Origin of the sequence: Saccharothrix coeruleofusca (genome assembly GCF_017876325.1) — a bacterium.
GTDB classification, from domain to species: Bacteria; Actinomycetota; Actinomycetes; order Mycobacteriales; family Pseudonocardiaceae; genus Actinosynnema; species Actinosynnema coeruleofuscum.
The window spans coordinates 6,760,249-6,784,702 of the sequence record NZ_JAGINV010000001.1; the positions used below are offsets into that span (position 1 = coordinate 6,760,249).

Sequence of the window (24,454 nt, forward strand, 5' to 3'; positions counted from 1 at the left end):
GTGGCGTCAGGTGGTGAGGGGGAGGGTGTGCAGGCCGCGCATGACGAACTCGGCGCGGCGGTGGGGTTCGGCGGCCAGCTCGATGCCGGGCAGCTTGCGGACCAGCGAGCCCAGCGCCGCCTGCACCTCGATGCGGGCCAGCGGCGCGCCCAGGCAGTAGTGCACGCCCATGCCGAACCCCAGGTGCGGGTTGGGGGAGCGGCCGATGTCCAGCCGGTCGGGGTCGGCGAACACGCGCGGGTCCCTGGCCGCCGCGCCGAGCAGGGCGGCGATCTTCTGACCGGGCTCGACCACGTGCCCGGCGATCTCCACCGGCCGCGTCGCGGTGCGCTCGAACAGCTGCAGCGGCGAGTCGTACCGGATCAGCTCCTCCACGGCGGTGGGCAGCAGGGAGGGGTCGGCGACCAGGCGTTCCCACTGCTCGCGGTGCCGCATCAGGGCCAGCACGCCGTTGCCGATGACGTTCACGGTGGCCTCGTGGCCCGCCATGAGCAGCAGCACCGACGTGGCCACCAGCTCGTCCTCGGTCAGCTTCGCGCCGTCGGTGTCGGTCACCGCGACCAGGCTGGACACCATGTCGTCGCCGGGTTCCGCGCGCCGTCGCGCGGCCAGCTCGCGCAGGTAGGCCACGAACTCGCCGGACGCCCGCTCGGCGGCGGCGCGCTGCTCCTCGGGCAGGCCGTACTCGTACATCTTCACGATGGTGTTCGACCAGGGTTGCAGCAGCGGCCGGTCGGCCTCGGGCACGCCCAGCAGCTCCGCGATCACCTCGACGGGCAGCGGCCCGGCCACGTGGGCCAGCAGGTCGGCCGAGCCCTCGTCGCGGATGCGCGCGGCGAGGTCGTCCACCAGGCGGTCGGCCAGCCGGGCGACCCAGGGCCGCAGCCGCTCGACGTGGCCGCGCCCGAAGGCGCTGGCGACCAGGCGGCGCAGCCGGGTGTGCGTGGGCGGCTCGTTCTCCAGCAGCGAGTTGCGGTGCAGCAGGTTGAACGAGGTGAACGCCTCGACCGGGCGGGCGTCGGTCCAGATCCGGCCGAGGTCGCGGTGCCGGAGCACGGCCGAGGACGCCGCGTGCGACACCGCCACCGCCAGGCCCATGCCCTCGTGGTGGTGCACTTCGCCGCGTTCGCGCAGCTCCGCGAACGCGGGGTACGGGTCGGCGAGGAAGGCGGGGTCACGCGGGTCGAAGAGGAGCACGGTCACGGACGGTAGTTCGTGAGACGGGATTACGTCCATCAGGTTACTTGTTGGCGCAAATATTGAGATGTTGGTGACGTCGGGTCACCATCGGTGGTCGTGGACACCGAAGTCGTCGCCCATCGAGGGGCCTCCGCCGCCCGCGCCGAGCACACCCTCGCCGCCTACGAGTTGGCCCTGCGCGAGGGGGCCGACGGGCTGGAGTGCGACGTCCGGCTCACCCGCGACGGCCACCTGGTCTGCGTCCACGACCGCACGATCGGGCGGACCAGCGACGGCGCGGGCGCGGTCGGCGCGCTGACCCTGGCCCAGCTCCGGCGGCACGACTTCGGCTCCTGGCACGGCGGCGAACCCGCCGAGGTGCTGACGTTCGAGCAGCTCGCGGGCCTGGCCGCCGATCACCGGGTGCGGCTGTTCGCGGAGACCAAGCACCCCGTCCGCCAGGGCGGGCGGGTCGAGCGGGAACTCGCGAGGGCGCTGTCCCGCTACCGCATCGACGCGCACGTGATGTCGTTCTCGCCGCTGGCGGTGCGCCGGTTCAAGGCGCTGCGCCCGGACGTGCCCACCGTGCTGCTGCTCGACCGGTTCTGGCCGCGACGCCTCCCCACCTGGGCCGACGTCGCCGGACCCGGCGTGCACCTGCTGCGCAGGCACCCCGGTCGCGGCGCGGGCGCCTACTGCTGGACCGTGGACGACCCGGCCGACGTGGCGCTGTGCCGGGAGCGCGGCGTGCGGTTCCTGGCCACCGACAACCCGGCTCGAACTCGCGGGCTGCTTGCGGCTAACTTGTCGCCCTGAACGCACAAGGAGGCGGCGGCGTGGCCAAGCGGACGGCTCTGAAGGACAAGAACAAGCCTGCGGACGGGATCAACCCCCGCCAGCCGTGCCCGTGCGGCTCCGGCAAGCGCTACAAGGCCTGCCACGGCGGCGCGGGCGGCGCGGCCGACGTGATCGTGGCCCGCCCGTTCGAGGGGCTGCGGGCCGAGGCCGAGCTGATCGCGCTGCGCGAGTTCGTGCCGTCCGCGACGGTGAAGCTGCCGCTGAAGGACCAGGGCGCGCGGGAGGTCTTCCTGGCCTCGGTGCTGCCGATGGCCGCGGCGGGCGTGATCCGCGGCGACGGCACCGCGTTCGTCGGCCTGCAGGTGCAGACCCGCTCCGGCGACCTCAGCCGCGACCTGGCCCGCGCCGTGCGGTGGGCGCTGACCGCCGAGACCGGCGAGGCGCTGCCCGTGGTCGGCCCGGACGACGGCAGCGACCCCGGTCGCCTCCAGGACCTGCTCGACCCCGAGGCCGGGATCACCCCCGAGCTGCACGCCGACTTCGGCTGGTGGATGCCGCCGGGCAGCGAGCCCACCGGCGAGGTGGCGCTGTCGCTGGAGCGCGCCAACGCGGCCGTGCTGCCCACCGAGCGGGTCTCCGCGCCCGGCGTCACCGCCGCCTACTGGGTCGACGCCGGCGACAAGGCGCACCTGCGCTGGGTCCGCCCCGAGCCGGAGGAGCGGCTGCTGGCGGCCATGGCGCGGCTGTCCGTGCGCGGCGAGCTGGACCTGGGGGAGGGCTCGCGGTACGCGGGCTCGTTCCGCGCCCACGGCCTGCTGGTGCCGGTGTGGGACCTGGACCGGGAGATGCACTCCAGCGAGTGGGCCGGTCCGGCGGAGGGCCTGGGCAAGCGCCTGTCCGACGCGCTGACCAGCCTCGACACCGAGCCGCTGACCGAGGCCGAGCGGCGTTCGCGGGACGGTCTGCGCGGGCGGCAGATCACCCTGCGCTGACCTGTCCACAGGTCTGTCCACAGGAGGGTGTGGATAAATGCTGGTGCGGATCAGCTCGCGCCCGGACTGGGCGCGGGCGCGCGAGGACGGCGCGATCCCGCTCGACCCGGACGGGTTCGTGCACTGCTCCGACCCCGGCACCGTGCACATCCCCGCCAACCTGTTCCACGCCGGGCGCGAGGACCTGGTGCTGCTGGTGATCGACCCGGAGGGCCTGCCGCTGCTGTACGAGCCGGGGGAGACCGAGGCCGGGCCGTGGTTCCCGCACGTCTACGGCCCGATCCCGGCCGACGCGGTGGTGGCGGTGCACGACTTCCCGCCCGACCCGGACGGGAAGTTCCGCCCGCTGCCCGTGCTGTGACCGGGGCCCACCCGATCACAGCACGGCACGGCCACAGCACGGCGCGGTCAGAGCGCGCCGCCCGCCGCGCGCGGGGCGGTCGGGTCGGCGGCCTCGCCGACCTGCTCGCGGGCCAGGAAGTTCTCCACGTGGAACAGGTTGCCGCCCGCGCGGTCGACCACGTTGAGCAGCGTGCTCATCGACGCGACCTCCTCCACCTGCTCCTTGAGGAACCACTGCAGGAACTGCTCGCCGAGGTAGTCGCCCTCCTCGCGGGCGGTCTCGGCCAGCGCCACGATCTGCTCGGTGACCGCCTTCTCCTGCTGCAGCGCCAGCTCCACCGGCTCGCGCGCGTCGGTGAAGTCGTTGCGCACCTCGTCGACGCCGGGAATCGTCACCTTCAGGTCGTTGTCCATCAAGTACTGCACGATCATCATCGCGTGGTTGCGCTCTTCCAGCGACTGCTTGTAGAAGTGCGCGGCCAGTCGCGGCAGGTCGTTGTCGTCGAACCACACCGCGATGGCCACGTACTGCTGTGACGCGGTGAACTCGTTGCGCACCTGGGCCTGCAGCAACTCGTGGAACCGGGACGACTTCGGAGTAATCTTCTTGATGTTCAGGGCCATGTCGGGAGAATAACCGAAAATATTCACGTCCGCATTTGAGGCAAGGCTGTGCGAAATTAGGTCAGCATTACCTGGGAAAGGTAAGGCGAACCTATTTCAGGGCCATCCGGTCGATCGGGCAGGACATGCACCGCGGCCCGCCGCGCCCGGAGCCCAGCTCCGAGCCGCTGATCCGCAGCACCTCCACACCCGCCTCCTCCAGCCGCGCGTTGGTCTCCACGTTGCGCTCGTAGGCCACCACCAGCCCCGGCGCGACGGCCAGCGTGTTGTTGCCGTCGTCCCACTGCTCGCGCTCGGCGGTCACCGGGTCCAGGCCGGTGTCGATGACCCGCAGCCGGTCGATGCCCATCGCCTCCGCCGCGGCCTCCAGGAACGGCACCGGGCCCTCCACCACCACGCCGTCGCCGTCCGCGCGCACCGGGTAGGCGAACAGGTTGTCCCGCACCGCCGGGTACATCACCACCGCGTCGCGGTCGACCATCGTGCACACCGTGTCCAGGTGCATGGTGGCCCGCTCCTGGGTGATCGGCACCGCCAGCACGGTGTGCGCCAGGCCGTCGGCCAGCGCCGAGCGGGCGAACGACTCCGCGCCCGCAGGCGTGGTGCGCTCGCCCACGCCGATGGCCAGCACGCCCGGCGCGAGCAGCAGCACGTCACCGCCCTCCACCGGCGCGGAGTGCGCCCCGTACGCGCGGCCGGTTTTGGCGAAGCGCGGGTGGTAGGCGTAGATCAGGTCGGTCAGCGCCGTCTCGCGGTCGCGCGCGGGCATCGCCAGCGAGGTGATCGCCACCCGGTCGCCCACCCACACCGACGAGTCGCGGGTGAACAGCAGGTTCGGCAGCGGGTCCACGGCGAAGTCGTGCGGGTGGTGCATCCGCCGCACCAGCGACGCGCCCTCGGCGGCGGGCAGCTCCTCGAACGTCATGCCCGTCATCAGCGCGGTGGCCAGCTGCCGGGGGCTGACCGAGGACAGGTGCGAGCGCAGCGCGTCGGCCAGGTCGATGCCCAGCCTGCGCTCGTTGACCGCGCTGTGCACGCCCGCGATCCGCGCCCGGTCGTCGTGCAGCGCCTTGACCAGCAGGTCGGCCAGCAGCAGCACCTCGACCCCGCGCGAGCGCAGCACCTCGGCGAACGCGTCGTGCTCCTCCTGGGCCCGGTCGACCCACGGCACGCCGTCGAACAGCAGCTGGTCGTTGTTGCGCGGGGTGAGCCGCTTGAGCTCGGCGCCGGGCCGGTGCAGCAGCACCGTGCGCAGCGGGCCGACTTCGCTGTCCACCCTGGGCGCCGGGCCGGGCACGGCGTCGGGGGCCTGCGTCTGGGCGATCTCGGCAGTCACGCACCCGAGGGTAATGCCGGATCATTGAATAGTGCAGCTCAAGCCGGTGCGATCCGGCGAAATTTACCGCATTCCCTCTTCAAACCGGCGATTCGTTAAGCATTCGGCGGCATCAGCCGTTCAAACGTTGTCCGCGCTCAACCGGTCGCCGCCTGGTGCTCCTCGATCGCCTTGCGGACCGCCGTGGCCGCCCAGTCGCCCTCGGAGAACTCCTTGAGCCGGGTCCGCACCCGGCTCCTGGGCAGGTCGGGGAACACCTGCCGGTCGTAGCGCACCGCCCTGACCAGCGCGCCCAGCGCCGCCGTGCGCGGCTCCACCGGCCCGTCGCCGGTCACCGCCGCGACCAGCCGCCCGCGCGCCTCGGTCTCCGCCTCGGGCTCACGGCCGCCCGGCGACGGGTACCGGGTGCGCGGGAACACCCACAGCACCCGGCCCTTCTCGCGGCGCAGCACGCCCGCGCCGACCAGGCCGTCCAGCACCTGCGTGGTGAGCCCCTTGCTCAGCTTGGCCACCCACCACTTGGGCTTGCGCGGCTTGTCCGCCGCGATCCGGGCCAGCACCGCGCGCACGGCGGGCTCCTGCGGCGGCGTCGGGTCCAGCACCGCGACCCTCCGGTCCACCACGTCCACGCGCCCCGCCAGCGCCAGCTCCGCCAGCAGCGCACCCGCCAGGCCGTAGCCGAGCGCGGGCTGCCCGACCCTGGCCGCGCCGCTGTCGTCGTAGGCGAGCAGGGCCAGCTCCTCGGCGAGGTTCATGCCCGGATTCTCTACGGCAACCAGGACACGTGCCCGCGCAACAGCGCATAACCGACGAAAGCCACCACGTCCAGCAGCGCGTGCGCGCCGATCAGCGGCCACAGCCGGTTCGTGCGCTGCCACACCCTGCCGAACACCAGGCCCATCACCACGTTGCCGATGAACCCGCCGAAGCCCTGGTACAGGTGGTAGGAGCCGCGCAGCACGGCGGCGGCCACCAACGACGTGTTCTCCCGCCACCCCAACTGCCGCAGCCGCGTGATGAAGTACCCCACCACCAGCACTTCCTCGGCCCAGGCGTTGCCCACGGCGGACAGCACCAGCGCCACCGAGCGCCACCACGACTCGTCCAGCGTCGAGGGCTGCACCGCCAGGTTCAGCCCCAGGTTCCACGCCACCAGGTAGAACACCACGCCGGGGATGCCGATCAGCGCGGCCAGGCCCACGCTGCCCAGCGCGTCCGGGCCGATCCGCGCCCGGTCCAGGCCGATGGCCCGCACCGCGATCCCGCCGCGCCACAGCAGGTACAGCCCCAGACCGCCCCACGCCGCCAGCTGCAGCACGCCCAGCAGCTGGGCGAGCAGGTCCAGCAGGTCGAACCGCGCCTGCGGCACGTTGATCGCCACCGACTGCTGGTTCAGCGGCACCGGGTCGAGCAGGCTGTCCAGCAGCCGCACCAGGCTGCGCAGCCCGGACAGGCCGAGGGTGATGCTGAAGACCAGCAGCAGTTCCAGCTGGTAGCCGCGTCGCTGGGACTCGTCGAACGGGGCGATCACCCCCGTACGCTACCCGCGCCGCGCCAGGAAGGGGCAGCCCATCAGCCTGCGCAGCTCCGCCGACAGCTCCTGCGCGGTGCGCACCGGCCGGGAGAACGAGATCCGCACGTCGTGGTCGGCGTCGGCCGCCTCCACCCGCAGCCGCAGCCCGAACCGGTCCAGGCCCAGCGGCCGGACGTGGCCGCCGCGCAGCTCCTCGGGCAGGTGCTGGGACAGCAGGCCCACCACGTCGCGGTGGGACAGCTCCAGGTGCCGCAGCCAGTGGTCCTCGTGCGCGCAGAACGGGTCCGGGTCGGCCTGGGCGAAGTGCTCGGGCCGCAGCGAGGAGGTGCCCTCGGCGTCGGCCACCACCAGCGACGCGGGCACCAGCCGCAGCACCGAGGTGCCGTGGCCGACGTCGAGCAGCCGGGGGTCGGGCCGGTGCTCGGCCACCTCCACCGCCGCCTCGCGGGCCTCGCGCGGCTCCAGGGCGCGCAGCCAGCCGGTGATCCACAGCAGCCCGCGCACGGGCTCCCGCAGCGCCACCGGCGCGTGGTCGGCGACCTCCAGCATCGCGGTCACCTCGGCGCCACGCGCCGCCGCGACCAGCGGGTGCCCGTCGGGCAGCAGCACCGTCGCCTCGCCGCGCGCGTGCACGTGGTGCAGCACCGGGACGACCCGGTCCTCGGTGCCGTCCGAGGGCAGCAGGGCCGCACGCCCGCCCCTGGCGGCGATGGTCCGCGCGCGCTCCGCCGGGTGCGGGGCGGGCGGTCGACGGTTCTGGGTCACCGCGCACCTCCCAACTTAGGCGAGCCTAACTTGCCGTCGGGCGCGCGCGGAAGTCCCTCGTCGGACGTAACCTGATCGTGCTGGCGGAGGGTGACCGTGGTGCTGCCGAACCAGCCGTCCACCGAGGGGACGGCCCTCGACGACCGGTGGACCCAGCACTGCCTGGAGCGGGCGAGCAGGCGCGCGTTCGGCTGGACCGCGCTGGGCGCGCTGGCGTTCCTGGCGCAGTTGCTGCTGGTCCTGCGCATCGGCGCGGCATCGCCGCTGCCGGTGCTGCTGCTGGCGTTCTCCCTCGCCGTGGTGGCGTGGGCGCTGCGCAGCAGGCCGCCCCTGCCGCCGCTGATGGCCGACGAACCCTGGCTGTTCGCGCGGGTGCACTGGCGCAACGGCAGGCTCGTCGTGCACGGCACCCGCCCGCTCGTGCTCGACGTGCGCGGCGCGGGGCCGCTGGTGCGCGGCCGGATCAGGCGGCACCGCCGCGCCTGGCTGGTCCGCCCCGACCCGGCGGGCAACACCGTGGTCGCCTTCCGCGGCGTGCCCCGGCTGTTCCCCGCCGAGGTGCTGCGCGCGCCCGCCCCGCGCGCCCGCCGCCGGTCGGCTTGACCAGGGTGTTTCACCGGTCGGCGGCACGGCTACCCGGTGGGCGTGACCACCAGCCTCATCGCCCGCGAGTGGACGGACCGGTGCCTGGCCCGCGCCGACCGCCGGGCGGTGGTGTTCATCGCCGTGGCGGTGGCCTCCTTCGGCGTGCTCTGCCTGGTCGCGGCGTGGCTGGACTCCAAGTGGGTGTTCGCGCTGACCCCGCTGTGCGTCGAGTTCGCCGTGCCCGGCCTGCGCCACTTCTGCGCCCGCCGTCGGGTGCGCGCGCTGTCGGCGGCCTACCCGTGGGAGCGGGTCGCCGTGGCCTTCGTGCCCGGCCGCGCCCGCGTGGGCTGGCAGTCCTACCTGGAGACCGACCGGTCCGACCGCACCTTCCTGCGCCTGCCCGCGCTGCCCGAGCGCGTCCGCGACCACCTGCGGCGCACCGGCGAGGTGTGGATGGCGGGCCCCGACGAGCACGGCCGCGCCGCCGTGCTCACGCGGGGCAAGCCGTTCCTGACCCTGGGCCGCGTGGTCGTGCGCTGAAGTCGGGCGCTGAAGTCGGGCGCTGAAGTCCTGCGCTGAGGGTGGGGGTCAGCGGCCCACCGCCATGCCCTCGCGCTCGGCCCAGCCCGCCACGTCCTCCTTCCGCAGCGCCGTGGCCAGCAGGTCCGGGAACTTGTCCGGGGTGCACGCGAACGACGGCGCGCCCAGCTCCGACAGCCGGGCGGCCAGCTCGTGGTCGTAGGCGGGCGTCCCGCTGTCCGACAGCGCCAGCAGCACCACCACGGTGACCCCGCTCTGCACCAGCTCCCGCACCCGGCGCTGCAGCTCCCGCGCCACACCGCCCTCGTACAGGTCGCTGATCAGCACCATCACCGTGTCGGTCGGCCTGCGCACCAGCGACTGCCCGTAGGCCACCGCCCGGTTGATATCCGTGCCGCCACCCAGCTGGGTGGAGAACAGCAGGTCCACCGGGTCCTTCAGCTCCTCGGTCAGGTCCACCACCTCGGTGTCGAACACGACGAGCTTGGTGTCGATGGACCGGATCGACGCCAGCGAGGCGCCCAGCACCGCCGAGTACACCACCGACTCGGCCATCGACCCGGACTGGTCGACCAGCAGCACCACGTCCCGCAGCGACGCGGTGCGGCTGCGCCTGCTGTGCCCGATCAGGTCCTGCACCACCACGGTCCGCTGCTCGGGCTGGTAGTGCCGGAGGTTGGCCCGGATCGTCGCCGACCAGTCCACGTCGGCCAGCCTCGGCCTGCGGGTGCGCCGGGACCGGTCGACCGCGCCGTGCACCGCGGCCACCAGCCGGTCCGCCAGCCGCCGCTCGATCTCCTCGACCACCTTGCGCACCACGGCCCGCGCGGTCTCGCGGGTGCGCGCCGGGATGGCCCGCGACAGCGACACCAGCGTGCCCACCAGGCTCACGTCCGGCTCCACGCTGGACAGCAGCTCCGGCTCCAGCAGCAGCTGCCGCAGCCCCAGCCGCTCCACCGCGTCCCGCTGCATGACCTGCACCACCGACGACGGGAAGTACTGGCGCACGTCGCCCAGCCAGCGGTGCAGCACCGGCGAGGAACCGCCCAGCCCCGCACCGCGCTTGCCGCCGCCCTCCGGGGCGTCGCCGGGCGCGCCCCCGCCGTACAGGCCGGTCAGCGCGGCGTCGCGGCGGCGGTCGTCCTCGCCCAGCGCGGTCAGCTCGCCCGCCGCCCCGCCCAGCAGCAGCCGCCACCGCCGCAGCCGCTCGACCCCCTCGGTGCCGGTCACGAGCCCACCCCCGTCAACAGTCCGCGCACGTGCGCCGCCAGCCGCGCGGCCAGCTCCTCGTCCCACTCGCCGCCCGCGCGGACGCCGACCCCGCCGCCGGACACGCGCTCGCCCAGCATCCGCCGCTCCGCCGGGCTGAACTCCGACACCGCCCGCCGCAGCAGCGGCAGCGCCGCCTCGAAATCACCGCCGGACAGCCCCGTCAGCCACTCGTCGACCACCGCGAACAGCCGCGCGTCCGCCGCCAGCAAGGCCGCCGAGCCGCGCAGGAAGCCCGCCACGAACGCGGTCGCGCCCGCCGCCAGCGACACCGCCCGGTGCAGCCGCGCCGCCACCGCGTCGGAGTCGAGCACGCCCGCCTCCCACAGCAGCCGGGTGGCCCGCCCGGCGGGCAGGCCGTGCGCGTCGGGCATCCCGACCAGCGCCACCAGCGCCCGCCGCCACGTCTCGCGGTGCTCCTCGTCGGCGGCCAGGCGGACCGCGTCGTCCGCGCCGTCCACCGCCGCCAGCGCGCGTTCGGCGGTCTCGTCGTCCACGCCCCGGCACGCCAGCGGCAGACCCACCGCGCCGCGCGCCAGCAGGCCGTGCAGCGCCACCCGCAGCAGCTCGGGGTCCGTGCCCCGCACCGAGCCGTAGCGGACCGTGGTGGCCAGGTCCGGCAGCGCCGACAGCAGCTCCACCGCGTCCGTGGCCGCCGCCGCGCACCGGTCCAGCGCGGTGCGCGCCGCCGCCACCGCCTCGGGCAGCTCGCAGCCGACCGCCTCGGACAGCACCCCGGCCGCCTCCGCGACCCGCTGGGCCTGGGCCGCCCGGCCGCACAGCACCTGCCGCGCCGCCGCCTCGACCGTGGTGCCGTGCCGGGCCGCCGCCGCGATGGCCACCTCGAAACCGGGGTCCCAGCGCAGGTGCCACGCCTCGGCGAAGGTGCCCAGCGAGCGGGTGGTGTCCGGCCTGCCCCACGGCACGTCCAGCACGGCCAGCCTGCGCAGCAGCTTGGACCGCTCCCGGTCGGTGTCCTTGCGCAGGTCCAGCCGGACCTGCTTGTCCTCGGCGCTGGGCGGCAGCCGCAGCTTGCGCTGCAACCGCGCCACGTCCACCGCCAGCGGCGAGCGCGGCACGTCCGAGCCGACCTCGCCCAGCCGCTCGCCCACCACCAGCCGCTCGCACACCAGCCGCAGCGGCACCTCGTCGCCGCCGCACAGCACCGCCAGCGCCGCCTCGGTGACCTCCGACAGCCCCGGCGAGGGCCGCCCGCGCAGCGCCGCCAGCGACTCCGCCAGCCGCACCGCCTCCACCGCGCTCGCCGTGGACGCGGGCAGGTCCTCGGCGCGCAGCACCGCCGCCGCGCGGGCGAACCAGCGCGGCACCGCGTCGCCCTTGGCCGCGCACTCCCACAGGTGCGCGTACCAGCCGGGGGAGTCCACGCCCGCGCCGTAGCCCGACGCCGACGCCAGCCGCCCGTGGCTCCACGGCACCCACGTGCCGGAGACCTTCCGGCGCGGCAGCCCCTTGAGCAGCGCCGCGTCGGCCGTGGCGGGCGGCAGCGCGCGCAGCGCGGGCACGTGCCACGCCCCGCACACCACCGCGATCGGCCCCTCGACGTCCTTGAGCGCCTGCCGCAGCGACTGGCGCATGAACGCCTCGCGGCGCAGCGTCCGCTCGTCCACCTGGTCGGCGAACTCCTCGCGCAGCGCCGTCATCGCCTCGGCCACCGCCTGCGCCAGGTGGCGGGGGTCGGTGTCGCCCCCGTGGTTGCCGTGGTGCTCCACGACGTCCTCCCACCAGCGCTCCGGGTCGTCGAACCCGGCCGCCTCGGCCAGCGTGCCCAGCGGGTCCACCACCGCCTTGGGGGCGGGGTCGCGCTCCTCGCCCAGCGACGCGGCGGCGGGCAGGTCGAACAACCGCAGTGGCACGCCCGCGCCGTGCGCCCACGTCATCGCCCGCCACTCCGGCGAGAACTCGGCGAACGGCCAGAACGCCGCGGTCGACGGCTCGGTCTCGTCGTGCAGCAGCAGCGCCACCGGCGGGGTCAGCGCGGGCACGTGCGACAGCAGCGCGTCACCCTCCGGCGGGCCCTCCACCAGCACCAGCTCCGGCCGCAGCGCCTCCAGCGCGGCGGCGACCATGCGCGCCGAGCCGGGGCCGTGGTGCCGGATGCCCAGCAGCACCACCCGCTCGGGCAGCGGCTGTTCCCGCGCCATCAGCCCACCAGGTCCCGGCACGCCCGGTACAGGTCGCGCCAGTCCGCGCGCTCCTTGACCACCGCTTCCAGGTACTCCTGCCAGGCCGCGGTGTCCGACACCCGGTCCTTGACCACCGCGCCCAGCAGGCCCGACGCCAGCTCGTCGGCGGTGATCGTGCCGTCGCCGAAGTGGCCCGCCAGCGCCATGCCGCTGGTGATCACCGAGATCGCCTCGGCGGTGGACAGGCTGCCGCTGGGCTTCTTCAACTGGGTGCGGCCGTCGGCGGTGGAGCCGTTGCGCAGCTCCCGGAAGATCCGCACCACGCGGCGCACCTCCTCCAGCGCGGGCGGCTCGGCGGGCAGCTCCAGCGCCCGACCCAGCTGCGCCGCGCGGGTGGACACGATCTGCACCTCGGCGTCCTCGGTCGCGGGCGGCGGCAGCACCACCGTGTTGAACCGCCTGGCCAGCGCCGAGGACATCTGGTTGACGCCCCGGTCGCGGTCGTTGGCCGTGGCGATCAGCGTGAAGCCCGGCACCGCCTGCACCTGGATGCCCAGCTCCGGCACCGGCAGGTTCTTCTCGGACAGGATGGTGATGAACGAGTCCTGCACCTCGGCGGGCATCCGGGACAGCTCCTCGACGCGGACCACCGCGCCGGTGCGCATCGCGGTCATCACCGGGCTGGGCACCAGCGCGGCCTCGCTGGGGCCCTCGGCGATCAGCCGCGCGTAGTTCCAGCCGTAGCGGACCTGGTCCTCCCCGGTGCCCGCGGTGCCCTGCACGACCAGCGTCGAGTCGCCGCTGACCGCCGCAGCCAGGTGCTCCGACAGCCACGACTTGGCCGTGCCCGGCACGCCCACCAGCAGCAGCGCCCGGTCGGTGACCAGGGTGCCGACCGCGACCTCCACCAGCCGCCGGTCGCCCACGTACTTCGGCGTGATCACCGTGCCGTCGGGCAGCGTCCCGCCCAGCACGTACCGGACCACGGCCTGCGGCGAGAGCCGCCAGCGCGGCGGCCGGGGCCGGTCGTCGGCCGCCGCGAGCGCGGCCAGCTCGGCGGCGTACTGCTGTTCCGCGGCGGGCCGCAGCACGGTCTCGGTGGTCACTGGGGGTTCCTCCCGGTCGGTTCGGCGGTCTGGTCGGCGGTCGGTTCGGTGAAGGCCGCGCGGAGCTGCACGCGCAGGCGCAGCAGGTCGAGTTCGGTGGTGTGCTCGGGCCAGCGCTCGGTGATCCGCGCCCAGTTGGCGCCGAGCACCTCCGCGTCGCCCCTGGACAGCAGCACGGCGGGCGGACGGCCCGCGCGCCACCTCGGGTCGCGGGCGGCGGCGTAGCGGTCCAGCAGCCCGGCGGTGGCCTCCGCCGACCACGGCGCGGGCAGCTGCGAGCAGGCGTGGTCGAGCAGGTCGTAGTTCCACTGCCCGGACAGCTCGACCACGGTCCGCGCGGCCAGGTCGGTGGGCAGCGCGGCGAGCATCTCCAGCTGCTCCATGCCGGTCAGCGCGCGCGTGGCGGCCACCGCCCACGGGCGCGGGTCGGCGGCCAGCCGCAGCCGCAGCGCCACCCCGCGCAGCAGGGCCTGCGCCCACGGCCCGCGCTCCAGCACCGCCGCCGCGCCCGCGTCGTCGGTGCCCAGTCGGTCGGTCCAGTGCCGGGGCGGCACGCTGGCGGCGGCGGCCCGGATGCGGTTGGTCACGCCCACCTCGGAGCCGTCGCGCATCAGGTCCCGCGCCTCGTCCGGCTCGGGCTCCAGCACCGTCCACAGCTCGTCGCTCTGCACGTCGAAGCCGTCGGCGGTCAGCCACAGGCCGCGGTGCAGCCGTTCGGCGGCGCGCTGGGCCAGCGCCGAGCCGGGCAGGCCGCGCAGCAGCCGCAGCGCCTCGTCGTGCACGCCGACCGCGCGGTCGTCCAGCGCCCGCTCCAGCAGCGGCTCGTCCTCCGGGCCCAGACCCGTCTCCAGGGCGCTGACCAGCACCTGCCGGTCGCCCGCGCGGCGCTGCGCGCCGAACTGCCCGGCGATGAACGCGCCCGCCCCGCGCGGGTCCGCCGCGCGGGCCCGGCGCAGCGCGGCCAGCCGGGCCGAGGTGGGCAGGTCCAGCGCCTCGGCCAGGTCCACCTCGGCGTCGCCGGGGGCCGCCGCGGCCCACGCCCAGCCCGGCCGGATCGCCGCCAGCCACCGCCCCCGCGCGCCCAGCACGGCCGTGACCGCCTGCCGCAGCCCGTGGTGGGCGGTGGCCAGGCCCAGCAGCGCGGGCAGGTGCCGGTGCTCGGCGACCACCCCGGCGGCGCTGGCCATGCCGCACCACTCGGTCAGCAGCACCTGGTCGTCCAGCGCCAGGATCTGGGCCAGCACCGCCCGCGCCCGCTCGCCCGCCACCCGGTCGGCCGCGTCCGGGGCCGGGGCGAGCAGCGGCTCGTCCAGCACCGGCGGCAGGACGGCGGCGTGCGCGGCCACGCCCAGCGCCGCGCACCGGTCCAGCAGCTCACCGGTGTCCAGACCGGCGCGGTGCGCGCCGACCAGCAGCGCCCGCACCGCCTCCTCCCACTCCTGCTGGACGGTCACGGCGCCGTCTCCCCAGGGGTGGGCTGGCACGGGGTGGGCTGGCACGGGGCGGGCACCCGCCCGCTGCCCGAGCACCGCGAAGCCGAGGGGAGCACCGCGCGTGGGCTCCACACCCGCCGCACCCCCTCCGGCGGGCGCACCGTCGCCCGGTTGCCCTTCGGGCTGCGTCCCGCGTTCATCCCACCACCTCCGGGGCCGCGCCCGGCTCGGCCACGGCGCCCAGCCGCAGCACCCGCCCGTCCCACAACCCCCACGCGTCGAACACCGCACCTCCGGTCAGCGCCACCGCCTGCTCCAACGCCAGATCCGCGCGCACCGGCACCGCCCGCCCCGAGCCGTCGACCAGGTGCCGGGTGTCCGCGCTCACCCGCACCCCCGCGCACCCCAGCGGGTGCGCGCGCAGCCACGGATCACCCCGCAGCCACGGCTCCAGCGACGCCAGCGCCTCCCGCCAGGTGTCCGGCGCGGGCACCGGCCCCGGCGCGCTCTGCGCCAGCACCTCGCCCACCGCGACCCGCAGCGGCGCGGCCCCCGGATACGGGTGCAGCACCCCCTGCACCTCCACGCCGTGCGGCAGCGGGGGCACCGGCCGGGCTCCGCCGCCCGCGTGCCGCACCGCGACCACCCAGCCGTGCGCGCGCCCCCACACCCACTGCTGAACGGTGCGCACCAGCTCGTCCTCGGTGTCCCGGCGCAGCAGCGGCACCCAGCGGTCGGACAGGCCCGGCGCGGCGCGCACCTCCTCCTCGGCCACCGAGAACCCCAGCCGCCGCCGCACCACCTCGCTCGGCGCCTCCACCGACCCCAGCCGGGTCAGCAGGCGCAGCCCGCCCAGCCGGTCGGCGGCGTCGTGCGCCCAGTGCGGGCCGCCCGCCGCGACCACGTCGCGCAGCTCGTCCACCGCCGAGGCCAGCCCCTTGGCCTGCGCGTCGACCATGCGGGCGCTGATCGAGCGCCACCACGCCGCGTCCCGCGCGGGCAGCCCGGCGATGCCCGCGCCCGCCACGTCGGCCAGCCAGTCGGCCAGACCCGCCACGCCCGCGCGCACCGCCTCCTGGCGGTCGCGGGCGGTCTTCTCCTTGGCCTTCGCGCGGCGCTCGACCGCCTCCGGCGCGTCCTGCGCGGCCGGGGCCGCCGCGGTCTTGTGCCTGCGGGTCAGCCACTCCTGGACCCAGGGCGGCGCGTCGGCCGCCGGGAACGGGTCGCGGGCGTGCCGCAGCTGCAGCGCCAGCGCGTGCTTGCAGGGGAACTTCCGCGACGGGCAGGAGCACTTGGTCGCCCGGTCGCCCAGGTCGACGCACACCGAGTACGGCTTGGCCCCGCTGCCCTTGCACAGCCCCCACAGCGCGCCGGGCGAGGACCCCTCCCCGTGCCAGCCCGACGACCCGGCCAGCCGGGTGGCGCTGCTCGCCACCTGGCCGTCCGGTGCCAGTCCCAGTACCGCCTGCGCATCCATGCCGCGGAACGCTAGACGGCGGCACCGACAGATCGACTTCAGCCCAGGTCAGGACCCCTTCGCGCCCAGCTCCAGGCGTACTTGGGGTCCTCACAGGCCAGTGCCGCCTCGCCCAGCTCCAGCGGCCGGAACGTGTCCACCATGACGGCGGTCTCGTCGAACGCCTCCGCGCCCAGCGACGCCTCCACCGCGCCCGGCTGCGGGCCGTGCGTGCAGCCCGACGGGTGCAGCGACAGCGACCCGATGCCGATGCCCGAGCCCTTGCGCGCCTCGTAGTCGCCGCCCACGTAGAACATCAGCTCGTCGGAGTCGACGTTGGCGTGGTTGTAGGGCACCGGGATCGCCAGCGGGTGGTAGTCGACCTTGCGCGGGCAGAACGAGCACACCACGAAGTTCGGGCCCTCGAAGGTCTGGTGCACCGGCGGCGGCTGGTGCACGCGGCCGGTGATCGGCTCGAAGTCGCGGATGTTGAACACCCACGGGTACAGGCAGCCGTCCCAGCCCACCACGTCGAACGGGTGGTTGGCGTAGGTGAACCTGGTCAGCCCCGCGCGGTGGCGCACCAGCACGTCCACGTCCTCGCCGTCGACCAGCAGCGGCTCGACCGGGCCCCGGATGTCCCGCTCGCAGTAGGGGGAGTGCTCCAGGAACTGGCCCTTGGCCGACAGGTAGCGGCGGGGCGGGCCGATGTGCCCGGTCGCCTCCAGCACCAGCACGCTCATCGGCCGCTCCGGCACCACGCGGTAGGTGCACGAGGTGGGCAGCACGACGTAGTCGCCCTCGCCGACGGGCAGCGCGCCGTAGATGGTTTCCACGACCCCCTCGCCGGACTGCACGTACAGCAGCTCGTCGCCCGCCGCGTTGCGGTACAGCGGGCTGGGGGCGGTCGCGACCACGAACCCGATCGTCACGTCCGCGTTGCCGAACAGCGTGCGCCGCCCGGTCACCGCGTCCACGCCATCGGAGTCCCAGGTCAGCGCGGGGGTGCGGAAGTGGCGCGGCTTGAGCGGCAGGTTCGGCGAGGTGGCGCCGCGGGTGTCCTCGACGGTCACCGCGTTCACGATCGCGGTGGGCAGGTGCCGGTGGTAGAGCAACGCCGAATCGGCCGAAAAGCCCTCCACCCCCATCAGCTCTTCCGCGTAGAGCCCGCCCTCCGGAGTGCGGAACTGGGTGTGGCGCTTTCGGGGGATCTCCCCGACCTGTCGGTAGTACGCCATCGCTCGCTCCAGGCGTTCGATAGTCGGACATCTTTGTTCATTGACCGGTACGCCACTAGCGTGTCAGCCGTGTCAAGCGCCTTCGAACTCCGTGCGCCCGGTCCGCGAGGTACTCCGCCCCTGCTCGCGCGCCTAGTCGACGACGCCGCGCTGTTCCCGCCGGGCAACGCGACGATGCCCGACGCCGTGCGCGGCCACCTCGACGCGCGCGTCGGCGACTGGGCGGGCGCGGTCGGCCTGTTCCTGTGCCCCGCGTCCCGGCTGGCCGAGCTGATCACCGAGTTGATCAAGGTCAAGCCGGTCAAGCCGGTGGCCCTGTCGCTGGTGATCGACACCGGGCTGGGCGGGGTGCCCAAGGCCGTGTCGATCGTCGAGTCCCGCAGCGAGCTGCTCGCCCTGCGGATGGTGGAGATGCCCGCCCCGTCCGACGTGGACGAGGTGTGGCTGGAACGTGTCTCGGAGTTCGTCCCCGAGGACGTGATCCGCGTGGTGGAGCCCCGCCGGGGCGGCGCGGAGTGGCTGGACGGCGTGCGCCGCGTCATCGAGCACGGCAGCTGGCCCAAGCTGCGCTGCGGCGGCCAGAGCAAGGAGAACTTCCCCAGCGTCGACGAGGTCGCCGACTTCCTGTCGGTGGTCAGCGGCGGGGGAGTCGCCTTCAAGGCCACCGCCGGGCTGCACCACGCCGTGCGGCGCACCGACCCGGACACCGGCTTCACCCACCACGGGTTCCTCAACCTGCTGGTGGCCACCGCCCGCTCGCTGTCCGGCGGCGACGTCCGGGCCGCGCTGGCCAGCACCGACGCCGCCGCGCTGGCCGAGGAGGCCGGGTCGCTGTCGGACCAGGCCGCGCACGCCGTGCGCGGGGTGTTCGCCTCCTACGGCTCGTGCTCGCTGGCCGAGCCGATCGCCGACCTCGACGAACTGGGCCTGCTGTGAGCTGGATCGACGACCCCGCGTTCGGCCGGGACGACCCGTTCGGACCGCAGACGCTGCCCTACGGGGTGATCGGCGAGGGCATCGCGGTCCGCGTCGGCGACTCGGCGCTGCCGCTGCGCCCCATCGCCGAGTCCTTCGGCGCGCTGGCCGACCTGGTGCGCGCCGACACCCTGGACCCGCTGCTGCGCGCCGGACGCCCCGCGTGGAGCGCCCTGCGGGCCAGGCTGGTCGAGGTGGTCACCGCCGCCTCCGCGCCGCGCGGGGCCCGCCTGGTCGGCCTGGAGGGCGCGGTCCTGCCCTTCACCGTGGCCGACTACGTGGACTTCTACTCCTCGCGGCACCACGCGGAGAACGTCGGCCGGATCTTCCGCCCCGACGACCCGCCGCTGCTGCCCAACTGGACCCACCTGCCGGTGGGCTACCACGGCCGCGCGGGCACCGTCGTGGTCTCCGGCACCCCCGTGGTGCGCCCGCACGGCCAGCGCCGAGGCGGCTCCAAGGGCCCGGTGTTCGGCCCGTCGCAGCGGCTGGACGTCGAGGCCGAGGTCGGCTTCGTCTGCGGCGGCCCGGTGGCCTCCCGGCTGTCCACCTCGCGCGCCGTCGAGCACGTCTTCGGCGTGGTGCTGGTCAACGACTGGTCCGCCCGCGACATCCAGGGGTGGGAGTACCAGCCGCTGGGGCCGTTCCTGGGCAAGTCCTTCGCCACCTCCGTCTCCGCGTGGATCACCCCGCTGGAGGCGTTCGCGGTGGCGCGGGTCAGCCCGCCGCCGCTGCCCAACCCGGTGCTGGACTACCTGGTGGAGGAACGCCCGCACGGCCTGGACATCAGCCTCGAAGTGGAGTGGAACGGCGTGGTGGTCTCCCGCCCGCCGTTCCGCGAGATGTCCTGGACCTTCGCCCAGCAGCTCGCCCACCTGTCGGTCAACGGCGCCACGGTCCGGCCCGGCGACCTGATCGCCTCCGGCACCGTCTCCGGCCCGGCGCGCGAGGAGCGCGGCTCGTTCCTGGAGCTGAGCTGGGGCGGCCGGGAACCGGTGACCGTGGGCGACCAGGAGCGCACCTTCCTGGAGGACGGCGACAGCGTGCGGATCACCGCCACCGCGCCCGGCGAGGACGGCTCGCTGGTCGGCCTGGCCGAGGTGGAGGGCACCGTGCTGCCCGCAGACGGGAGCTGACCACCGTGGTCCGGCCCGGTCCGAGGGGCCGCCTGCCCGCGCAGGCGGCGTCCAAGGAGAGCTCGCTGACCCTGGAGCGGGGGCTGGCGCTGCTCCAGGCGGTGGCCGACGCCGAGTCCGACGCCCCCAGCATCAGCGAGCTGGCCGCCGCGATCGGCGCGTCCCGCGCGGCGGTCTACCGGCTGCTGGTGCCGCTGCAGTCGCGCGGCCTGGTGCGCCGCGAGGGCTCCAAGGTGCGGCTGGGCCTTGGCGTGCTGCGGCTGGCGTCCAACGTCCTGCCGCAGCTGCGCCTGGCCGCCCAGCCCGCCCTGCGCGGCCTGGCCGAGCAGGTCGGGGCCACCGCCCACCTCACCGTCGCCGACGGCTCCGAAGCGCAGGCGGTGGCCGTGGTCGAGCCGTCCTGGACGGCCTACCACGTGGCCTACCGGGTGGGCAGCCGCCACCCCGTGCACCGGGGGGCGGCGGGCAAGGCCATCGGCCTGTCGGCGGAGGGCAGGCAGTGGGTCGTCTCCTCCGGCGAGCTGCAGCCCGGCGCGTTCGGCGTCGCCGCCCCGGTGCGCGGCGTGCCCGGCCTGCGGGCCAGCGTGGGCGTGGTGGCCCTGGAGAAGCTGGACGGCGAGGCCGTGGGGCCCCGCGTCCTGCTCGCCGCCCAGGAGGTCGCCGAAGCCCTGCGCTGACCCCGTGCGCTGACCACGTGCGTCCGGCTCAGCCCAGCAGCGCCTGCCACAGCGCCACCGCGGCGAACACCGCGAAGACCGCCCCGGCCCCGCGCTGCACCCAGTGCGCGGGCACCCGGTCGCGGATCTTGCGACCCACCAGCACCGCCAGCAGCGTCACCGACATCAGCGCCAGGAACGTCCCCAGCACCACCGCCGTGGGCTGCGCGTACTTCGCCGCCACACCCACCGCGGCCAACTGCGAGGCGTCACCCCACTCGGCCGCGAACAGCGCGCCGAACGAGGTCAGCGCCGAACGCCGGAACGACGCCGCCACCGCACCCGACCGCGCCCCGTCCGCCTCGTCGCTCTCCTCGTCCGCGAAGCTCTCGCGGAACAGCAGGAACGCGCCGACGCCGAACACCAGCGCCACCGCCGCCGCCACGACCCGCTCGGGCAGCAGCGTCAGCGCGCTGCCCAACCCCACCGCGATGACCGCCTGCAGGGCGAACGCCACGGCCGCGCCCGCCACCACCGGGGCCGCGCGGAACCGCGTGGTCAGCACCAGCGTGATCGCGGTCGTCTTGTCCGGCAGTTCCAGCACGAACACCGCGATGAAAGCCATCGCCAGCGCCAAGAACCAGGTTGCCACTCATCCTCCACGTCCGAGACCCGGACGGAGGCAGCACGACTCCGACCGGGCGTGTCGCACTACCCGGCCGGAGGTCTCGTTCGCCCGCTCCGCGGAACGGGTGAGGGACCGGATCCGCTCACGGGCGGATCAGTGTGTCGATCACCTCGCCACGGCCGCCCGAAGGCGGCCGAAGGAACTACTCCCCTCAGGCACCAACCACCCTACCCGACCCGTTTGCCCAGCTCGACGTGACGGCCGCCGCAGGACCTAGGTCCTACGCGGTTCAGGACCGTCGTACCTGAGATCCCCGCGAGCGCCGACCTACCTTTCAGGACGTGGACGTCCTCGAGCTCTCGCGGTGGCAGTTCGGCATCACCACCGTCTACCACTTCCTGATGGTCCCCCTGACCATCAGCCTGTCGCTGCTGGTGGCCGCCATGCAGACCGCGTGGGTGCGCACGGGCGACCTCAAGTACCTGAAGATGACCAAGTTCTGGGGCAAGCTGCTGCTGATCAACTTCGCCATGGGCGTGGTCACCGGCATCGTGCAGGAGTTCCAGTTCGGCATGAACTGGAGCGCCTACTCCCGCTTCGTCGGCGACGTCTTCGGCGCCCCGCTGGCGATGGAGGGACTGGTCGCCTTCTTCGTCGAGTCCACCTTCCTGGGCCTGTGGATCTTCGGCTGGGACCGGCTGCCCAAGAAGGTCCACCTGGCCTGCGCCTGGGCGTTCTCGCTGGCCACCATCGCCTCCGCCTACTTCATCCTGGCCGCCAACTCCTGGATGCAGCACCCGGTCGGCGCCGAGCTGGTCGACGGCAGGCCCCGGCTGACCTCCATCTGGGCGGTGCTGACCAACAACACCGTGCTGGCCGCCTTCCCGCACACCATCTTCGGCGCCTTCTCGGTCGCCGCCGCCTTCCTGGTCGGCATCGCCGCCTGGCACCTGTGGCGGCGCACCGACGAGATCCCGGTCTGGCGGTCCTCGCTCAAGCTCGGCGCCTGGGTCGGCGTGGCCGCCTTCGCGGGCCTGGCCGCCTCCGGCGACATCCAGGGCAAGCTGATGTTCGAGCAGCAGCCGATGAAGATGGCCGCCGCCGAAGCGCTGTGCCACACCGAGGAACCCGCCAGCTTCTCGGTGTTCGCCATCGGCGACGTGACCTCGCCCAACTGCGAGGACGTCAAGAGCCTCACCGTGCCCGCGCTGCTGTCGTTCCTGGCCCACAACGACTTCTCCAGCGAGGTCAAGGGCATCCAGGACCTCGTGCCGCTCTACCAGGAGAAGTACGGCACCAACTACCCCGTCGACGAGCGGCTGGGCGAGCTGTCCGGCAAGCCCATCGACTACGTGCCCGCGCTGCCGGTGACCTACTGGGGCTTCCGCCTGATGATCGGCTTCGGCGCGCTGTCGGCCTTCGCGGGCGTGGCCGCGCTGTGGCTGACCCGAGGCGGCCGGATGCCGCGCGGCCGGTGGTTCCCCAGGCTCGCGCTGGCCAGCATCGCCACCCCGTTCCTGGGCAACAGCTTCGGCTGGATCTTCACCGAGATGGGGCGGCAGCCGTTCGTCGTGGTGCCCAACCCGTCCGGCGTGGACGGCGTGTGGATGTTCACCGCCCGCGCGGTGTCCCAGACCACCGTCGGCGAGGTCCTCACCTCGCTGATCGCGCTGACCCTCGTCTACGGCGCGCTGGCCTGCGTCGAGGTGTTCCTGATCCGCCGGTACGTCCGCGCGGGCGTCGCCGGGGTGATGCCGCCCGACAAGCCGGACAAGCCCGCCGACGACGTCCTGGCCTTCGCGTACTGAGAGGGGGAGCTGTGGAGACGCTCTGGTTCTGCGTGATCGCCCTGCTGTGGCTGGGTTACCTGTTCCTGGAGGGCTTCGACTTCGGCGTCGGCATGCTGCTGCCCGTGCTCGGCCGCGACGAGACCGAGCGGCGCGTGCTGATCAACACCATCGGCCCGGTGTGGGACGGCAACGAGGTCTGGCTGCTGGTCGCGGGCGGCGCCACGTTCGCCGCCTTCCCCGGCTGGTACGCCTCCCTGTTCAGCTCCGCCTACCTGCCCCTGACGCTGTTCCTGCTGGCCCTGATCGGCCGCGGCGTGGCGTTCGAGTACCGGGGCAAGGTCGACACGGCCCGCTGGCGCCGCAACTGGGACCGGCTCATCATCGGCTGCTCCTGGGTGGCCGCGCTGGGCGTGGGCCTGGTGCTGTCCACCAACGTCTTCGGCCTGCCGCTGGACGCCGCGGGCGACCGCGTCGGCTCGCCGTTCGCGGCCATCCGGCTGGAAACCCTGCTCGGCGCGCTGGCCATCGCGGGCTACGCCCTCGTGCACGGCGCGATCTTCCTGTCGCTCAAGACCGAGGGCGAGGTCCGCGAACGGGCCCGCGCGCTGGCGCTGAAGATCGCGCCCGCCGCCCTGCTGCCGCTGGTGGTGCTCCTGCTGCTGGTGCAGCTGCGGTTCGGGTCGGTGTGGACCTGGGCGGCCTCGATCGTGGTCGCGATGGCCGCGTTCGGCGCGCTGGCCCGGCTGGCGCTGCGCCGCGAGGGCCAGGCGTTCGCCCTGATGGGCCTCGCCGTGGCGGCGGCCGTGGTGGCGCTGTTCGGCGCGCTGTACCCGAACGTGCTGCCCTCCACCCTGGACCCGGCGCACTCGCTGACCGTGGCGGGCGCGGCGTCCAGCCCCTACACGCTGACCGTGATGACCTGGGTGGCCGCGTTCGGCACCCCGGCGGTGCTGGTCTACCAGGGCTGGACCTACTGGGTGTTCCGCAAGCGGATCGGCACCCGGCACATCCCCGCCGTGCACGTCCCCTGAGCCACCACCGCTGAGGCCACCACCGGGAGCGCCGCGCCCGTGAGCCGGGCGCGGCGTTCCGCTCCGGCGCGGGCGGGCGGAGAAAACCTCCTGTCGCTGGATTAGACATTCGGCTCCGACAGCGTGTAGTGTTCTCCCCGTCTTAGGAGAGAGAAAGTCACATCGGCACGGGAGATGACGAACTACCCGTGAAGTGGTGAGCAAGACGGCCAGATGTCGCCGGGGCCGATCAGTGCAAGGGGTTCCGGCCGGTGGCCAGGGGCGGTCGACGAAGTGGTGCCGGCACGAGCAGGACGCCGGGTGTCGAGCGCCGGGTGAAGTCAGGAAAAGACAGGAAGAGGAGAAGGGAAGGGAGCACACCCTCGGATCGCCTGCCCTCGGCACGAGCGATCCTCGCGGTCCGCGCCTCCGGTGCGGTTCTCGCGGACAGAGGAGACCGGCCGCGCGGCCGGTCGATGCAGTGAACCCACAACCCTGGGGCCCCGGTGCTGCGGCACCGGGGCCCCTCGTGATGCGGAGGCTCGATGACCTCAGACCCTGACCGGTCACCCCCGGCACAGCCGCAGAGCGCGGCGGAGAACCTCGACGACGACCACTACCCGGCCTTCACCATCGGCCGCGCGGCGGAGATGCTGCGCACCACCGTGGGCTTCCTGCGCAGCCTGGACGAGGCGAAGCTCATCGAGCCGCAGCGCTCCCGAGGCGGCCACCGCCGCTACTCCCGCCACCAGCTGCGCCTGGCCGCCCGCGTCCGCGAGCTGGTCGACCAGGGCACCGGCCTGGACGCCGCGTGCCGCATCGTGACCCTGGAGGACCAGCTCCAGGAAGCCCGCGCCCTCAACGCGCGGGCGCCGATCCCACCCGACGGCCAGTACCCACCCCTCAAGGGCGTGTGAC

Annotated in this window: 25 protein-coding genes; 11 read left to right on the forward strand and 14 right to left on the reverse strand. The window is 74.4% G+C overall.

All coding sequences use genetic code 11. From position 1 onward, the window contains the following. Nucleotides 1-6: 6 nt before the first annotated feature. A complete protein-coding gene (locus JOF41_RS31145) occupies nt 7-1,236 on the reverse strand; it encodes a cytochrome P450 (RefSeq protein ID WP_209623501.1) in 1,230 nt (409 codons plus the stop codon). Nucleotides 1,237-1,296: 60 nt separating this feature from the next. Here JOF41_RS31145 and JOF41_RS31150 point away from each other — a divergent pair, with 60 nt between their 5' ends. Genes JOF41_RS31150 through JOF41_RS31160 form a run of 3 tightly spaced genes read left to right on the forward strand, consistent with a single transcriptional unit; the run spans nt 1,297 to nt 3,330 of the window. Next, the gene (locus JOF41_RS31150) at nt 1,297-1,995 is read left to right on the forward strand and encodes a glycerophosphodiester phosphodiesterase family protein (protein ID WP_209623502.1); all 699 of its coding nucleotides are present in this window, start codon (nt 1,297-1,299) and stop codon (nt 1,993-1,995) included. 20 nt (nt 1,996-2,015) lie between these two features. Continuing rightward, nucleotides 2,016-2,969 carry a DUF5926 family protein gene (locus tag JOF41_RS31155; protein ID WP_189221450.1) on the forward strand — a complete coding sequence of 318 codons (954 nt, stop codon included), beginning with the start codon at nt 2,016-2,018 and terminating at the stop codon, nt 2,967-2,969. A gap of 37 nt (nt 2,970-3,006) precedes the next feature. Further along, a complete protein-coding gene (locus JOF41_RS31160; RefSeq protein WP_189221449.1) occupies nt 3,007-3,330 on the forward strand; it encodes a DUF952 domain-containing protein in 324 nt (107 codons plus the stop codon). 47 nt (nt 3,331-3,377) lie between these two features. On the opposite strand, the gene JOF41_RS31165 is transcribed toward JOF41_RS31160, so the two are convergent. From JOF41_RS31165 to JOF41_RS31185, 5 genes are all read right to left on the reverse strand, one after another. Then, nucleotides 3,378-3,935, reverse strand: a complete 558-nt coding sequence (locus tag JOF41_RS31165) for a ferritin (protein ID WP_189221448.1) — start codon at nt 3,933-3,935, stop codon at nt 3,378-3,380. Nucleotides 3,936-4,026: 91 nt separating this feature from the next. Further along, nucleotides 4,027-5,271: an arginine deiminase gene (locus JOF41_RS31170; protein WP_372448502.1), complete on the reverse strand. Its 1,245-nt coding sequence runs from the start codon at nt 5,269-5,271 to the stop codon at nt 4,027-4,029. A gap of 137 nt (nt 5,272-5,408) precedes the next feature. Then, nucleotides 5,409-6,026 carry a GOLPH3/VPS74 family protein gene (locus tag JOF41_RS31175; RefSeq protein ID WP_189221447.1) on the reverse strand — a complete coding sequence of 206 codons (618 nt, stop codon included), beginning with the start codon at nt 6,024-6,026 and terminating at the stop codon, nt 5,409-5,411. Between the two features lie 11 nt (nt 6,027-6,037). Next, a complete protein-coding gene (locus JOF41_RS31180; RefSeq protein WP_307867580.1) occupies nt 6,038-6,802 on the reverse strand; it encodes a CPBP family intramembrane glutamic endopeptidase in 765 nt (254 codons plus the stop codon). Nucleotides 6,803-6,811: 9 nt separating this feature from the next. Continuing rightward, entirely contained in the window at nt 6,812-7,570 is a 759-nt protein-coding gene (locus tag JOF41_RS31185) for a DUF2470 domain-containing protein (protein WP_209623503.1), read from the reverse strand. A gap of 96 nt (nt 7,571-7,666) precedes the next feature. Here JOF41_RS31185 and JOF41_RS31190 point away from each other — a divergent pair, with 96 nt between their 5' ends. Next, nucleotides 7,667-8,173, forward strand: coding sequence for a hypothetical protein (locus tag JOF41_RS31190; RefSeq protein WP_189221759.1), 507 nt, complete (start codon nt 7,667-7,669; stop codon nt 8,171-8,173). 42 nt (nt 8,174-8,215) lie between these two features. After that, nucleotides 8,216-8,695 carry a hypothetical protein gene (locus tag JOF41_RS31195; protein WP_189221445.1) on the forward strand — a complete coding sequence of 160 codons (480 nt, stop codon included), beginning with the start codon at nt 8,216-8,218 and terminating at the stop codon, nt 8,693-8,695. A gap of 48 nt (nt 8,696-8,743) precedes the next feature. Here the strand turns inward: JOF41_RS31195 and JOF41_RS31200 are convergent, their stop codons facing one another. Genes JOF41_RS31200 through JOF41_RS31230 form a run of 7 tightly spaced genes read right to left on the reverse strand, consistent with a single transcriptional unit; the run spans nt 8,744 to nt 17,341 of the window. After that, nucleotides 8,744-9,925: a vWA domain-containing protein gene (locus JOF41_RS31200; protein WP_209623504.1), complete on the reverse strand. Its 1,182-nt coding sequence runs from the start codon at nt 9,923-9,925 to the stop codon at nt 8,744-8,746. Further along, nucleotides 9,922-12,126 (reverse strand): DUF5682 family protein, encoded by a 2,205-nt coding sequence (locus JOF41_RS31205; RefSeq protein WP_209623505.1) that lies wholly within the window; start codon nt 12,124-12,126, stop codon nt 9,922-9,924. Before JOF41_RS31205 ends, JOF41_RS31200 begins: the two co-directional genes overlap by 4 nt. Next, nucleotides 12,126-13,214 (reverse strand): ATP-binding protein, encoded by a 1,089-nt coding sequence (locus JOF41_RS31210; protein WP_209623506.1) that lies wholly within the window; start codon nt 13,212-13,214, stop codon nt 12,126-12,128. The genes JOF41_RS31205 and JOF41_RS31210 overlap by 1 nt, the downstream gene beginning before the upstream one ends. Next, nucleotides 13,211-14,668 carry a DUF5691 domain-containing protein gene (locus JOF41_RS31215; protein ID WP_209623507.1) on the reverse strand — a complete coding sequence of 486 codons (1,458 nt, stop codon included), beginning with the start codon at nt 14,666-14,668 and terminating at the stop codon, nt 13,211-13,213. The genes JOF41_RS31210 and JOF41_RS31215 overlap by 4 nt, the downstream gene beginning before the upstream one ends. Continuing rightward, the gene (locus tag JOF41_RS31220) at nt 14,665-14,847 is read right to left on the reverse strand and encodes a hypothetical protein (protein WP_189221441.1); all 183 of its coding nucleotides are present in this window, start codon (nt 14,845-14,847) and stop codon (nt 14,665-14,667) included. The genes JOF41_RS31215 and JOF41_RS31220 overlap by 4 nt, the downstream gene beginning before the upstream one ends. After that, nucleotides 14,844-16,124, reverse strand: coding sequence for an SWIM zinc finger family protein (locus JOF41_RS37990; RefSeq protein ID WP_189221440.1), 1,281 nt, complete (start codon nt 16,122-16,124; stop codon nt 14,844-14,846). Before JOF41_RS37990 ends, JOF41_RS31220 begins: the two co-directional genes overlap by 4 nt. A gap of 38 nt (nt 16,125-16,162) precedes the next feature. Beyond that, complete coding sequence (locus JOF41_RS31230) at nt 16,163-17,341, reverse strand: homogentisate 1,2-dioxygenase (protein ID WP_209623508.1); 1,179 nt, start codon at nt 17,339-17,341, stop codon at nt 16,163-16,165. Between the two features lie 69 nt (nt 17,342-17,410). Here JOF41_RS31230 and JOF41_RS31235 point away from each other — a divergent pair, with 69 nt between their 5' ends. From JOF41_RS31235 to JOF41_RS31245, 3 genes are read left to right on the forward strand one after another with little or no spacing between them, the layout of a single operon-like run. Next, complete coding sequence (locus JOF41_RS31235) at nt 17,411-18,277, forward strand: hypothetical protein (protein WP_268248648.1); 867 nt, start codon at nt 17,411-17,413, stop codon at nt 18,275-18,277. Further along, nucleotides 18,274-19,452, forward strand: a complete 1,179-nt coding sequence (locus JOF41_RS31240; protein ID WP_189221438.1) for a fumarylacetoacetate hydrolase family protein — start codon at nt 18,274-18,276, stop codon at nt 19,450-19,452. Before JOF41_RS31235 ends, JOF41_RS31240 begins: the two co-directional genes overlap by 4 nt. Nucleotides 19,453-19,457: 5 nt before the next feature. After that, nucleotides 19,458-20,129 (forward strand): IclR family transcriptional regulator, encoded by a 672-nt coding sequence (locus tag JOF41_RS31245; protein WP_209623509.1) that lies wholly within the window; start codon nt 19,458-19,460, stop codon nt 20,127-20,129. A 28-nt stretch (nt 20,130-20,157) separates the two neighbouring features. Here the strand turns inward: JOF41_RS31245 and JOF41_RS31250 are convergent, their stop codons facing one another. Next, nucleotides 20,158-20,760 (reverse strand): TMEM165/GDT1 family protein, encoded by a 603-nt coding sequence (locus JOF41_RS31250; RefSeq protein WP_229794962.1) that lies wholly within the window; start codon nt 20,758-20,760, stop codon nt 20,158-20,160. Nucleotides 20,761-21,077: 317 nt separating this feature from the next. Between JOF41_RS31250 and JOF41_RS31255 the strand changes: the two genes are divergently transcribed. The 3 genes from JOF41_RS31255 to JOF41_RS31265 all read left to right on the forward strand — a co-directional run bounded on the left by JOF41_RS31255 (nt 21,078) and on the right by JOF41_RS31265 (nt 24,453). Next, entirely contained in the window at nt 21,078-22,544 is a 1,467-nt protein-coding gene (locus tag JOF41_RS31255; protein WP_209623510.1) for a cytochrome ubiquinol oxidase subunit I, read from the forward strand. 11 nt (nt 22,545-22,555) lie between these two features. Further along, nucleotides 22,556-23,557, forward strand: coding sequence for a cytochrome d ubiquinol oxidase subunit II (gene cydB, locus JOF41_RS31260; protein ID WP_209623511.1), 1,002 nt, complete (start codon nt 22,556-22,558; stop codon nt 23,555-23,557). Nucleotides 23,558-24,081: 524 nt separating this feature from the next. After that, nucleotides 24,082-24,453 (forward strand): helix-turn-helix domain-containing protein, encoded by a 372-nt coding sequence (locus JOF41_RS31265; RefSeq protein WP_209623512.1) that lies wholly within the window; start codon nt 24,082-24,084, stop codon nt 24,451-24,453. Nucleotide 24,454 lies beyond the last annotated feature (1 nt).

Excerpts from the sequence above, each read along its gene's own strand:
- JOF41_RS31145 (WP_209623501.1), bottom strand. The coding sequence starts at position 1,236 with ATGGACGTAATCCCGTCTCACGAACTACCGTCCGTGACCGTGCTCCTC.
- JOF41_RS31160 (WP_189221449.1), top strand. The coding sequence starts at position 3,007 with ATGCTGGTGCGGATCAGCTCGCGCCCGGACTGGGCGCGGGCGCGCGAG.
- JOF41_RS31165 (WP_189221448.1), bottom strand. The coding sequence starts at position 3,935 with ATGGCCCTGAACATCAAGAAGATTACTCCGAAGTCGTCCCGGTTCCAC.
- JOF41_RS31175 (WP_189221447.1), bottom strand. The coding sequence starts at position 6,026 with ATGAACCTCGCCGAGGAGCTGGCCCTGCTCGCCTACGACGACAGCGGC.
- JOF41_RS31205 (WP_209623505.1), bottom strand. The coding sequence starts at position 12,126 with ATGGCGCGGGAACAGCCGCTGCCCGAGCGGGTGGTGCTGCTGGGCATC.
- JOF41_RS31220 (WP_189221441.1), bottom strand. The coding sequence starts at position 14,847 with ATGAACGCGGGACGCAGCCCGAAGGGCAACCGGGCGACGGTGCGCCCG.
- JOF41_RS37990 (WP_189221440.1), bottom strand. The coding sequence starts at position 16,124 with ATGGATGCGCAGGCGGTACTGGGACTGGCACCGGACGGCCAGGTGGCG.
- JOF41_RS31230 (WP_209623508.1), bottom strand. The coding sequence starts at position 17,341 with ATGGCGTACTACCGACAGGTCGGGGAGATCCCCCGAAAGCGCCACACC.
- JOF41_RS31265 (WP_209623512.1), top strand. The coding sequence starts at position 24,082 with ATGACCTCAGACCCTGACCGGTCACCCCCGGCACAGCCGCAGAGCGCG.